Raw genomic sequence first — 12,820 nt, 5'->3', positions numbered from 1 at the left:
CGACGTCTCGATCTTTGCCCTTGCTCAACGCGCTTGGCGCAAAAAATCCTGCGTCCTGACATCTTTCGGCGCGTAGAGAAGCTCTTTTGCGCGGTCGTGCTCGATCACCTCGCCGCTTTCGATGTAAAGTAGGTGGTCGGCTAAGTCTTCGAGGAAGCGGATCGAATGCGAAACGACGATCATCGTATGGCCCTGCGCAACGAAACGGCGCAAAAGAGCGCGCACGTTCGCGCTTCGCTGCGGATCGAGCGCGCTGGTCGGTTCATCGAATAACAGCACTTCAGGGCGCATGACGAGCGCGCGCACGATCGCCACGCGCTGTTGCTCGCCGCCCGAAAGGGATTCCGGATAACGGTGAGCCAAGCCTTGCAATCCGATCTCGGCGAGCAACTCTTGCGCCTCGCGCTCGACTTCGCTCCGGCGCCTCCCAAGCACGTGAATGGGCGCTTCCATGATGTTTCCAAGCACGCTCAGATGCGGGAACAAATGCAGATGTTGAAAGACCATGCCGACTTGTCGGCGCAGCGCTCGAGCGCGCCGTTCGTATTCGGCATCGGACAGGTTGGCGTCAAGCCTGATGTCGCCGCATTCGATGGCACCGCGGTCGATGCGCTCCAAGCCGTTCAAACAACGCAAAAGCGTCGTCTTGCCGCTTCCCGATGCGCCGATGATGCCGAGCGTCGTACCGGAAGCGACCTCGAAACTGACGCCGCGCAAGATCGGTTTGCCGTCCTTGCTCTTGTAGAGGTTTCGCGCGCGGATCACGTCATCACCTCCGCCGCCTGAAGTTGCAACGCCCGACGGCGCGCTTGTCGCTGTTCGAGTCGGCGAGCGGCGTGGGCCAGCGGCAAACTCATCGCCAGATAGAAGGCTGATACCACCGCGCCGAGCAAGAGGAATTCGCCCGTTGCATTCGCCAGCTCGCGGTAAGCAGTCGCCAACTCCCAGACCGAAATAGCAAACGCGACGGACGTATCTTTGAAAAGCGAAACGAAATCGTTGGTCATTGGCGGCAGCGCAACGCGCAATGCTTGCGGCAACACGATGCGTCGAAAGGCGAGCACCGAACTCATCCCCAACGAATAGGCCGCCTCCCATTGACCGCGTGGTACAGCTTCCAAAGCTGCGCGATAGACTTGCGACTCATACGCTGCGTAGTTGAGACCGAGTCCGACGAGCGCCGTCAACCATCCGGGCAATGCCACGCCGATTTGCGGCAAGCCGAAGTAGAGGAAGAGCAATTGCACGAGCACGGGCGTGCCGCGAAAGAACTCGATATAGGCCGTGCACAGAGCGCTCAGCCAGCCACTGCCTTTTGATTGCCCGATGGCTAACAGCAACCCCAGCACAAGCGCGATGAACATCGCCCCGAAAGCGAGCGCGACCGTGACGACCGCCGCCCGCGCCAGCCGCTCCAGCGCATCGCTCCAGTTGAAAGACGCGGCGGTCATCGTGTAGCTTACCCCTTCTCCTCTGCGCATGGCCGCATGAAGTTCGGCTTGCGCTTCATCCCACAAATTCCATCGGCGCAAGATCCGCTCCAAGGTTCCATCGCGCATGATCGCATCGATGGCAGCGTCGATCTCGGCTTTCAAGGCTTCGTCGCCTCGGCGCAAACCGACGACATAGACGCCACCTCTAAAGGGTGGGCCAACCGGCCGCAAGCGCGGATTGTCGCGTGCATAATAGGCTTCCATCGGCACGTCCATGAGCACAGCATCGAGACGCCCGAGTTCTAAATCGCGGTAAGCGGCGACCGGATCAGCGTAGCCGCGAAACGGCACCCTTCGCTCTGCTAACAGACGCGAGGCAGCCGTATTGCCGAGCGTGCCGACCAATTTATCCCGACAATCTTCCAGCGAGGTGATCCGGCGCTCTTCGCGGCGAACGGTGAGTTGCAGGTTGAAGACGTAGTAGGGCTTGCTGAAGAGTATGCGCGCGGCGCGGTCCTCGGTCGGCTCCAATCCGTTGACGATGATGTCGAATTCGCCTCGTTCGAGCGCTGGCACGATCGCTTCCCAATCAGTGGCCACCATCACAGGCCGACGCCCCATGTGCGCGGCCAGCGCTTCGATCATCTCTTTTTCGTATCCGATGTATTGGTTTGGATTGGCCGGATCAGTGAAGACGTAAGGCGCGCCGCCGCTCGGATCTGCACCCCACCGCAAGACCTTTTGCGCCTGTCCGGAGACGGCGCACAAAATCACGAGGTAAAGGGCAACGACGCCCCGCTGCTTTCTCCCGCTCAAAGCATGACTCCTCGACGAACTCGATCCGCAGCGCCCCTTTGGCGCTTCGATTTCGGCCCTTTCAGCACAGCACGGTATATTACAAACTACGGGCTGTGGATGAAAGAGAAAAAGCGGCTCGGGCGCAGCGCAGATCGCCATCGGTGTGATGTTCGCCGCCGCGTTCTCTATGTCGGGCGCGGCGTGGCTTGCCCTCTCGCCTGCGCGCGCCTTAAAATTAGTTCTTTTCCGCAAACGACGTCGAAATGAGCACAGAATCCACTTTGCAGAAGCTGCAAACCGAATTGCGCATGCGCCTTGCGCGTGCGGCGCGCGAACGGTTTGGCATCGCGCTCGAACAGATCGTCACAGAAGTTCCGCCGCGCGTCGAACTCGGCGATCTGGCCTTTCCAGTCGCCTTCGAGCTCGCCAGAAGGATCAAGCAAACGACGGGCGAAAAGCGCGCCCCGCGTCAAATCGCCGAAGAACTCCGCTCAACCCTCGAGGATGTTGCCGCCGTCCAGCGCGTGGAAGTGGCAGGCGCCGGATACTTAAACGTCTTCTTCGACCGGGCCACCTTGCTGGCAACGCTCAGCGCAAAAGCTCCATTTGGCGAACCGGTCGAAGAGACCGATCGAGCGAAAAGGATCGTTGAGCACACGAACATCAACCCGAACAAGGCGGCCCACATCGGCCACCTGCGCAACGCCGTGCTGGGCGATGCTTTCGTCCGCCTCCTGCGCGCTGTGGGCGAGCGCGTCGAAGTCCAAAACTACATCGACAACACGGGCGTGCAGGTTGCCGACACGGTGGTCGGCTTCATTCACCTTGAACGGATGACGTTGCCAGATGTGCGCGCCTTGGACCAAGCGCTTCCGCCAGATCGCCCGTTCGATTACTACTGCTGGGACCTTTACGCCCGCGTCGGACTTTTCTATCGAAACGGCGATCCAGATGGGCCGGAAGATGCGGACAAGCTACGCTTGCGCGCCGAGGTTCTTCACGCTATTGAGGCGGGCGGCAATGATGTAGCCGAACTGGCCGAGTACGTTTCGATGCGCATTGTCGCCTGTCACCTGAAGACGATGGAACGGCTCGGCATTGAGTACGATGTGTTGCCGCGCGAATCCGAGATCCTTCATCTACACTTTTGGGAGCGCGCCTTCGAGCGATTGAAACAAGCGGGCGTCGTGCGCTACGAAACCGAAGGGAGAAATGCCGGCTGCTGGGTCATGCCAACCGACCTGCACAAAGGGACGGAGGAGCACGAAGCGGACAAAATACTGGTCCGCTCAAACGGCACGGTCACCTATGCCGGCAAGGATATCGCTTATCAACTCTGGAAACTTGGGCTTCTCGGACTAGATTTCTATTACAAGCCTTTTCGCATCTATCCGAACGGCCATACCGTCTGGGTGACGACGAGCGACGCGCGTGAACACGATCCGTTGGCGCCGAAGTTCGGCGGCGGAGCGATCGTTTATAACGTGATCGACGCGCGCCAATCCTACACACAAGAGGTCGTTCGACGGGCAGTGGCCGTGCTCGCTCCCGAAGCGGGAGAGAAAGCGAGCATCCATCTCGCTTACGAAATGGTCGCCCTCAGTCCCGCCGCTTGCGCCGAACTCGGCATCCAATTGAGCGATGAAGACCGCGCCCGTCCATTCATCGAGATGAGCGGGCGTAAAGGCTTGGGCGTCAAAGCCGATGATCTAATCAATCGATTGGAAGCCGGAGCGCGGCGTGAAGTCGAAGCGCGCCACGCCGACTTAACCGAAGAGGAGAAATCAACGGTGGCGCATCAGATCGCCGTCGGCGCGTTGCGCTATTTCCTCTTGAAATGGACGCGCAACTCCGTAATCGCCTTCGATTTCAAAGAGGCGCTCTCATTCGACGGCGAGACCGGCCCTTACTGTCAGTACGCGGCGGTGCGCGCCGGCTCCATCTTCCGTAAACTCGATGCCGAGAAGATGGCGCAAGCCGAAAAGCTGATGCGCCGTGCCGTCGAGGACAAGGAAGCGGCAGAAGCGTTGCGGCGCGTCTTCGACGGCGACGCCGGCGACGAACTGTGGTCTTTGGTGATGCTCGCCGCGCGCCTCGAAGAGGTGACGGCACAAGCGGCGGCGATGGAAGAACCGGCCCACTTAGCGAAGTACGCTTTCCAATTGGCGAAAGCTTTCAACCTCTTCTACCATCGTCACCGTATCATCAGCGAAGAGGACGAGACCCGACAAGCGGTTCTGATCGCCATCGCCAAACTTGCGCGCAACAGGCTTGTCGCTGCGTTGGGGACGCTCGGCATTGAGGTGCCGGAAAAGATGTGACGTCGGCGCGACGAAAAAGCCCCGAACAGAGTTTTCACAGCGGAGAGAGACGAAGATGCTCATCGTCATGAAAGCGGATGCGACCGAAAGCGAGATCGAGGCGGTCGCGCGCGTTATTACCGAAATGGGATTGCGCCCCCACGTTCTGCCGGGCGCACACCGCACGGCCATCGGCATCACCGGAAACCAAGGGCCGCTCGACCCGACTCGATTCGAGAGCATGCCCGGCGTGGCCGAAGCCATTCGCGTCACCAAGCCGTACAAGTTGATCACGCTCGACCTGCGCCCCGAAAAGACCGTGGTTCGCTTAGGCGATGCCACCATCGGCGGAGAAGAGCTGGCGATCATCGCTGGACCATGTGCGGTTGAGAGCCGCGAACAAGCGTTCGCCGTCGCCGAAGTGGTCCGGCGCAGCGGCGCACGCTTCTTTCGCGGCGGGGCTTTCAAACCACGGACCTCGCCATATGCTTTTCAGGGTTTAGGCGAGGAGGGATTGAAGATCTTAGCCGAAGTGCGCCAAGCGTATGGATTGAAGATCGTCACCGAAGCGCTCGATGAGCACGGCGTCGATTTGATCGAGCGCTACGGCGACGTGATTCAAGTCGGAGCGCGCAACATGCAGAACTTTTCGCTGCTCAAGCGCGTCGGGCGTTCTCATCTTCCCGTGCTGCTCAAACGCGGCATGGCGGCGACGCTCGACGAATGGCTGCTCGCCGCCGAATACATCATGGCCGAAGGCAACTACAACGTCATCTTATGCGAGCGTGGCATTCGCACCTTCGCACAGCACTCGCGCAACACGCTCGACTTGGCGGCAGTGCCCGCCGTGCGGCGCATCTCGCATCTGCCGGTAATCGTCGATCCATCGCACGGCACGGGCAAAAGCTACATGGTGACGCCGCTTGCGCGCGCGGCGGTTGCCGCCGGCGCCGATGGGTTGATGATCGAGGTGCATCACCATCCGGAGTTGGCGCTGTCGGACGGCTCGCAGGCGTTGACGCCCGCGCAGTACGAGCAACTTGTAGGCGAGGCGCGCGCCATTTACGAGCTGTTGGCACCGGTGAGCGCATGACCGCTGCAAAGATCGCCCTTCAACCCGATGAAGAGATGGCGCTCGCACAGTAAACGACGCAGCGCGTGAATCGAGTGAGAACCGCTCTTCAGCCCGACGAAGAGACCGCTTGGGCTTTCGTCCGCGGCATGACCACCGTGAAGACGCCCTTCAGCTCGTTCCGCACCCGATCGCTCCATCGCGCTTGCGCAGAGGTCGGGGGGTTGTCCTCCGTTGATACGCCTTCAATTCGTTCCGCACCCGATCGCTTCGTCACGTGCTCATCTGTTCGAACGCTCGTTTATACCTCTCCTTCCAACCCGACAAGGATTCTTCTGATAACGTGTTGAGCAGATCCGAGATGCGCTGCACCGAGCTTTGAACCCGCTCCATGCTCTTCGGATCAGGACGCGAAGCGCTCGCCATGATGATCGTCAATTGATTGTTAACCACATCGCGCAACATCATCTGCAGTTCCTTGATCGACTCGCGCCTCACTTTCCTTTGGCGTCGGCGGACCAACCAGAAGATCACGCCATGCAACAAGCCAACGGTGATGGCCGTTGCTGCCGTCACTTTCCAAATGTCGTGCCCACGAAAAACAAATGACGGTATCGACCAGATAACGAGAAGACCAGCGAGACTCAAGATGAGTTCGAGGTTGTCGAGGAAGAATTTCATGTTGGGCTCCTTTCTGGCCAAGCGCCTTGATCGAGGGTTCAAAGAGCTTCCCGCTCAATGCGACGATCTAAGGACGAGCCCTTTCGGGCAAAAAACGCGACAAAAGAGCGTTCTCTTGGGCGAGACGGCACGGACGAGCTGTCACGACCGGCTCGCCACGAATGATTTATACACTCAGCATCGAAAATATGGAATGGGATGAAGCTTCCGTCAAATGGCAACGCAAGCTGACGGCACGATGGGACATGAGCTAACGGGTCGGCCCATCTGCTGACGCGACGAGCACGCCCTAGGGTAAAACGTTGCAGCATGAACCCTTGTGCGAACGCGACACAAGCTAATCTCCTCACGTCGGCAAAAGACCGGCGAGGCGATTCTTGCCCGCTCGTCTAGCTCACTCAACCTCTGAAAGGACACAAATATCCGCGCGAAACCTCTCTTTGAATCGAAAAGGTCTCGATCTTTTCGGGACTGTCTGTCGAGGCGGATGTGCCCGGGAAGTTATTCGGTGGTCGTCGCAAAATTAATGCGATCTTCCATCGAAGCTTTATCTTTTTGCGAACGGCGAAAGATTTAAGAGTTAATGCGCCTTGCTAATCGCGATGGAGTGGGCAGCGGATGCGCAAGGCTTTCGGCATGATTTCGAAGGTGGCAGGCAAACGACCTGCCGTCTCACCGTCTATCTCCAGACCGACGTTCGTCTCGCGTTCGACCGGACGGGCTACGCAACGGCGTGCGCGCGCTGCGCGGACCTGTTCAATCCCGAGATGAGTGCCGAGGTATATGCTGCAAGCTTTGAGGATCACTTCTGCCGACGGCATATCGCCGATGACGACGATATCAAACGCGCCATCGACCATGTTCGCTTCCGGGGCGATCTTCATTCCGCCGCCGAAATAGCGCGCGTTGGCGACGCAGAAGTTAAGCACTTCCAACTGCACTTCCGGACCATCGTCGAGCGCAACGGCGACGCGCGGCCTCGTGAAACTCAAGACCGTGCGCATCATGGAGTAGGCGAACGCTGCCCTCCCGCCGAGCAATTTCGTCACGGGTCCGGAAAGAGCCGCTGTGCGTTTGAGTCGCGAGATCACCTCGCCGCCCATGCCGAATGAAGCGACGTTGACGAAGAAGCGCTCTTGCTCCTCGCCCGAAGGCGCGATATACGTGGCGCGCCCGACATCAATCGTCCGCGTCTTTCCCGTGCGCAAGGCGCGCGCCGCATCTGCCGTTCGCTTCGGAATCCTCAACGTTCGACGAAGGTCCCCGCCCGTGCCGCTCGGCAATATCCCCAACTCCGCATCGCTCCCCGAACGCAACAACCCGTTGGCCACTTCCGAAATGGTCCCATCGCCGCCACAGGCGATGATCAATCGTCGCCCCGAACGCGCTTCGTCTTCGGCGATGCGTGCTGCGTCGCCAGGTCGCGTGGTGAAAGCGCAAGCGAACGGGCCGAAATGCGTGCGCAGTTCGCTCGCAAGACGTGGCCAGCGGCGGCGCGTTGTCCCCGCAGCGCTGGTTGGGTTGACGATCACAAGCGGAAGTTCGACGCCCACAAGCAACTACCTCGACTCGTTGACGCTTTTAATCACGGTAAGATTCGACCGCTTACAAACGCTCCCGACGGCTTTGTCCGCCTTGCGCCCGTTCGACGATCGAGTGCGAGTCGGTGCAGTTCGAGAATCCGTACTCCCGTCTATCCTCTTCGGCCAATTCGGCGATCCTGCTCATGACGAAATCGGCGATCTCCTTGTAGGTCTTCAATCCGCCGCGCCGTCCGGCAAAGCGCGCCAGATCCAGCGGGGTGCCGAAACGCACCCGAATCTTTTCGCCGTTGGTCCAGTTGCGCAAGATCTGCCGCGGCAAACTGTTGCACAGACCCGCGACGAAGACCGGGACGACCTGTGGTCGGGCTTCCAAGATCAGTCTCCCAACGCCGGGTTGCGGCGGCAGGAAAGAGTATGGGTCCAGTCCCTTGTTGCGCGTCCCTTCGGGATGAAAGCCGACGATGTGGCCGCGTCCTTCGCGGCAAAGCTCGATCAGACGACGCATCGCATAAGCGTCCCAGAGGCGCTTTTCCGCCGTCGCGAAGAAGGGCGGATACATGGACCACCAGCCCATGACGAAATTGACCACTGCGCCGAGCGGCGACTGATAGAAGAACCTGCCGCGCACTGGAAAGAAGAGTTTCTTCGGCCAATCGGTCCGACGGAAGAGGACGGTCGAAACCGCGTACATATCGAAAAACGAACGGTGATTGGCAACGAGCAGGATGGGGCGCTCGGACGAGATGCGCTGCAGGTTTTCCAGCCCGTAAACGCGCATGATGTTGTAAGTCGCCAGATGGATCCAACCGGCCCCGATCGTCCGTTGACACCATGTCCAGAACAGCTTCCATCGCCCACCGTTCATCCGATGGACCAGTCGGAAGATGGCGCGCTCCATTGGCGAGAGCACAGCCAACTCCGCTGCTGAAGGCGAACTGGGCGCCGATGGCAGCGTGACGTTTCGCGTCCGATCCTCGGTCAGCGCTTCCGTTTCGAGCAGAGGCATTTGCAACTAAACTTCAGCGAAAAGAGGTTCGTTCGAAATCGAGGAGGCTTCCTTCGATCGCGCGGTCGGGCGGATGACGCCTAGCCCGGCTAATCGATCGAGAAGTATTTGGCCTCTTCGTGATGGACGATGATAGCCGAGGTCGATTGCTCCGGGTCAAGTTGATGCTCCTCGGTCAACTCGACATCGATGCGCGATGGATCCAGCAGCTCGAAGAGCTTCTCTTGGTCTTCGAGGTTCGGACAAGCTGGATAACCGAAGCTGTAGCGCGATCCTTGATATCCTTGACGAAAGAGCATGTTCAATTCTTTGGCATCGCGATCGGCGATCCCCAGCTCTTCGCGTATCCTTTTATGCCATAGCTCGGCCAAAGCCTCCGCCGCTTCGACGCTCAATCCATGAAACAACAGGTACTCCGAGTAGCGATCCGCCGTGAACAGCTCGCGCGAATACTCGCTCGCACGCCTTCCCATCGTCACGAGATGAAACGCAACGACATCGATGCGCCCCGAATCCTTCGCCGCGAAGAAATCGGCCAAACACAATCGCCGACCCGAAGATTGGCGCGGGAAAGTGAAACGAAGCCACTCCGTGCGCCCATCATCCCGATAAACGATCAGATCGTTGCCTTCCGATTGGCAATGGAAATAGCCATAGACGACGCGCGGCACGAGCAACCGCTCGCGTTTGGATCTTTCCTTCAGCTCATCGTAGATGGGCCGGACGTGTTCGGCGACGAAGGCGCGATACTCTTCCGCCGACCGTCGCCCTTGCTTGAACTGCCATTGCCCTTTGAAGAGCGCCGTCTCGTTGACGTAAGCGAAGACCTCATCGAGCGGAACATCCTCGACGACGCGCGAGCCGTAAAAAGGCGGGGTCGGGATCGGCACGTCCGTGCGCACGTCCGAACGAAGGCGTCCATCCGACGCAGCGCTTGCGCACGAAGAGCGAACGCGCGCCGCGCGCGTCCTTCGTGGCTGGCCCAGTTTCGCCTCTTCGGCGAGCGGGACATCTTCTGCGTCGCCCGCCTCTTTTCCGGTCTCTTTTTGAGTTTTGCCGTTTCCGCTCGTCAGCATGTCCATGACGTGCAATCCGTCGAAGGCGTCGCGCGCATAGAAGAGCGGCCCGCGGTAGAGCGGCTTCAAATCCTCTTCGACGTAACGACGCGTCAGAGCGGCTCCGCCGAGCACAACCGGTACGGTGATGCCGCGCTCGTTCAGCACTTCCAGATTCTCCTTCATGATGACGGTCGATTTGACGAGCAGACCGCTCATCCCGATGCAATCGGCTCCGCTCTCTTCGTAAGCCTTGATGATGTTCTCGATCGGCTGCTTGATGCCGAGATTGATGACGCGATACCCGTTGTTCGTCAAGATGATGTCCACGAGGTTCTTGCCGATGTCGTGCACGTCGCCTTTGACCGTCGCAAGCACCATCGTTCCTTTGGCCGCGTCGGTCGCTTTCCGCTCCATGAAGGGTTCGAGAAAGCGAACCGCCGCCTTCATCACCTCGGCGGATTGAAGGACGAAGGGCAACTGCATTTGACCGCTGCCGAAAAGGTCGCCGACGACCTTCATCCCTTCGAGCAGGATGTTGTTGATGATGTCAAGCGCCGAATGTTTTTCAAGCGCGAGGCGTAGGTTCTCTTCGAGACCGATCTTCTCGCCGTCGATGATGTGCCGCTTGAGGCGTTCCTCGACCGGCAGATCTTCGGCGATCACCGTCTCGCGCTTTGCGGTCGCGCCCGCGAACAGATTGGTGAATTCCGCCAAAGGATCATAAGTGCAGATCTCTGCTTCGAACCGGCGCTTGTCGTAGATGAGTTCACGTGCAACCTCGAGCTCGTGCTCGCTGATGCGACTGAGCGGCAGGATCTTCCCCGCGTGAACGATGGCCGCATCAAGCCCTGCTTCAGTCGCTTCGTGCAGAAAGACCGAGTTCAAGACGACGCGCGCCGCCGGATTCAAGCCGAACGAGACGTTGGAGACGCCGAGCAGCGTGAAGCATCCAGGAAGCTCACGTTTGATCCGCCGGATGGCTTCGATCGTCTCCGCCGCGTTGCGCCGGTCCTCTTCCGAACCGGTCGAGATCGGCAGCGCCAGCGGATCGAAGAAGATCTCGTAAGGCGGCAGGCCCAGCTCCTCGGTCGCTTGACGATATGCGCGGCGCGCGATCTCGAACTTCTTGTCCGCCGTGCGCGCCATGCCCTCCTCGTCTATCGTCCCAATGACGACCCCTGCGCCATATCGTTTCGCCAGTTCGATCACCTTCTTGAAGCGCGGCTCGCCGTCTTCGTAGTTGGTCGAATTCAAGATGCACTTGCCGCCCGCATGCTCTAGCCCCGCCTCCATCTTCTGCCAATCGGTAGAATCGAACATGAGCGGCAACTGCACGCCCGTCACGAGCCGCGACGCCAGCTCATGCATGTCGCGCACGCCGTCGCGCCCGACGTAATCAACGTTGACGTCGAGGACGTGCGCCCCTTCGCGCGCTTGCTCGCGCGCGAGCGACACGAGGCCATCCCAATCCTCGGCGTTGAGCAGATCGCGACACTTCTTCGAGCCGGAAGCGTTCAATCTCTCGCCGATGATGAGAAATGAATTCTCTTGACGATAAGGCTGCTGAATGTAGAGTGAGCTTGCCGCTGGCGTCCATTCAGCGCGCCGTTCTTTCGGCACGACGTCTTGCACCGCTTCAACCACGGCGCGCAGGTGCTCGGGCGTCGTCCCGCAACACCCGCCGACGATCGAAACGCCGAAGTCGCGCGCGAAATGTCGCAAGGCCGCGGCAAAGGATTCCGGCGTCTCGCGATAAACGGCGCGCCCGCCGATGTTCTCTGGGATTCCGGCGTTCGGCAGCACCGAAACGGGGAACGGAGAGTTCTGACAAAGGTAGCGAACGTTGTCGGTCATCTGCTGCGGACCGGTCGCGCAGTTCATGCCGAAGACGTCAATGGCGAATGGCTGAATCGCCGTTAACGCCGCGCCGATCTCGGTCCCAAGAAGCATCGTTCCGGTCGTCTCGATCGTCACTTGGACCATAACGGGGACGCGCCGTCGGAGTTCGGCAAAACAGTCGAAGACAGCAAGCAGCGCGGCTTTGGTCTGCAAAAGGTCCTGACACGTCTCGATGAGCAGAATGTCGGCCCCGCCATCGAGAAGTCCGCGCACCTGCACCTCATATGCCGCCTTCATCTCGCGGAGGCTGATATGACCGAGGCTCGGAAGTTTCGTGGTCGGACCGATCGAGCCAGCGACCCAGCGCGGGCGCTCCTTTGTCGAAAAATCCGCCGCGACGCGCTTCGCCAGTTGTGCGGCTTTCAGGTTCAGCTCATAAGCGCGCTCGGCGATGTCATATTCGGCGAGCACGATAGAGGTCGAGCCGAACGAATCGGTCTCCACAACGTCGCACCCGACTTCGAAGAAGCTCGCGTGAATCTCGGCGACGACATCGGGACGCGAAATGACTAGGTATTCGTTGCAACCATCGAGACCGTGAAAATCGTCCGGCGTGAGGCCTTTGGTCTGAATGTTTGTCCCCATCGCGCCATCGAAGACGATGATCCGTTCGCACAGAGTCGAGAGGAAATCTTTCATCTTGTGGTTCGTTTCCCTTTCCGACGCGCCTTGTGCCGATAAACCAAGAAGCCCCGCGCTCGGACGACGCAGGGCCTCTCGCCTCATCTTCGAACCGTTGAACTTGAGCGGCGGAAAGACGCGCCGAGCTGTTTAGCTGCTTGTTTTACGTGGCCGCAAGTCGCTTTAAATCACCACGTAATCAAATTTCGCATTGAACCATTTTTCGCTCGTTTGTGTCAAGCGAGTCCGAAAATTGAAGGGTTGAATCGATTGAATGGGCATTGAGGATCGTCGAACGCGCGCCCCGACTGCGACAAATGCTTTGGCACCTCCGTCAAAATCGCGCAGCGCGAGTTTAGAAAAACGGGGGAGCGCGAGTGGGCTGTAATCCCCCTCAATTCATTGAGG

Annotated in this window: 8 protein-coding genes and 1 riboswitch; of the genes, 2 read left to right on the top strand and 6 right to left on the bottom strand. The window is 59.4% G+C overall.

Features of this window, described 5'->3' with window-relative positions:
• Positions 1-24: 24 nt before the first annotated feature.
• Together C4334_RS02290 and C4334_RS02285 are read right to left on the bottom strand one after the other, a co-directional pair.
• Entirely contained in the window at positions 25-765 is a 741-nt protein-coding gene (locus tag C4334_RS02290; RefSeq protein WP_352430463.1) for an amino acid ABC transporter ATP-binding protein, read from the bottom strand.
• Positions 762-2,249: an ABC transporter substrate-binding protein/permease gene (locus C4334_RS02285; protein WP_352430462.1), complete on the bottom strand. Its 1,488-nt coding sequence runs from the start codon at positions 2,247-2,249 to the stop codon at positions 762-764. Before C4334_RS02285 ends, C4334_RS02290 begins: the two co-directional genes overlap by 4 nt.
• A 245-nt stretch (positions 2,250-2,494) precedes the next feature.
• Between C4334_RS02285 and C4334_RS02280 the strand changes: the two genes are divergently transcribed.
• Together C4334_RS02280 and aroF are read left to right on the top strand one after the other, a co-directional pair.
• Positions 2,495-4,552: an arginine--tRNA ligase gene (locus C4334_RS02280; RefSeq protein WP_352430461.1), complete on the top strand. Its 2,058-nt coding sequence runs from the start codon at positions 2,495-2,497 to the stop codon at positions 4,550-4,552.
• Positions 4,553-4,607: 55 nt separating this feature from the next.
• The gene (aroF, locus tag C4334_RS02275; protein WP_352430460.1) at positions 4,608-5,624 is read left to right on the top strand and encodes a 3-deoxy-7-phosphoheptulonate synthase; all 1,017 of its coding nucleotides are present in this window, start codon (positions 4,608-4,610) and stop codon (positions 5,622-5,624) included.
• A gap of 252 nt (positions 5,625-5,876) precedes the next feature.
• Here the strand turns inward: aroF and C4334_RS02270 are convergent, their stop codons facing one another.
• The 4 genes from C4334_RS02270 to metH all read right to left on the bottom strand — a co-directional run bounded on the left by C4334_RS02270 (position 5,877) and on the right by metH (position 12,430).
• Positions 5,877-6,284, bottom strand: a complete 408-nt coding sequence (locus C4334_RS02270; protein ID WP_352430459.1) for a hypothetical protein — start codon at positions 6,282-6,284, stop codon at positions 5,877-5,879.
• A gap of 593 nt (positions 6,285-6,877) precedes the next feature.
• A complete protein-coding gene (locus tag C4334_RS02265; protein ID WP_352430458.1) occupies positions 6,878-7,837 on the bottom strand; it encodes a diacylglycerol/lipid kinase family protein in 960 nt (319 codons plus the stop codon).
• A gap of 52 nt (positions 7,838-7,889) precedes the next feature.
• Positions 7,890-8,834, bottom strand: a complete 945-nt coding sequence (locus tag C4334_RS02260; RefSeq protein WP_352430457.1) for a lysophospholipid acyltransferase family protein — start codon at positions 8,832-8,834, stop codon at positions 7,890-7,892.
• Positions 8,835-8,923: 89 nt separating this feature from the next.
• Complete coding sequence (gene metH / locus C4334_RS02255) at positions 8,924-12,430, bottom strand: methionine synthase (protein ID WP_352430456.1); 3,507 nt, start codon at positions 12,428-12,430, stop codon at positions 8,924-8,926.
• A gap of 111 nt (positions 12,431-12,541) precedes the next feature.
• Positions 12,542-12,617, bottom strand: a riboswitch (SAM riboswitch).
• Positions 12,618-12,820 lie beyond the last annotated feature (203 nt).

This window comes from Pyrinomonas sp. (genome assembly GCF_040289685.1).
Taxonomy (GTDB): Bacteria; Acidobacteriota; Blastocatellia; order Pyrinomonadales; family Pyrinomonadaceae; genus Pyrinomonas.
This window is presented reverse-complemented; position numbering and strand designations above follow the sequence as displayed.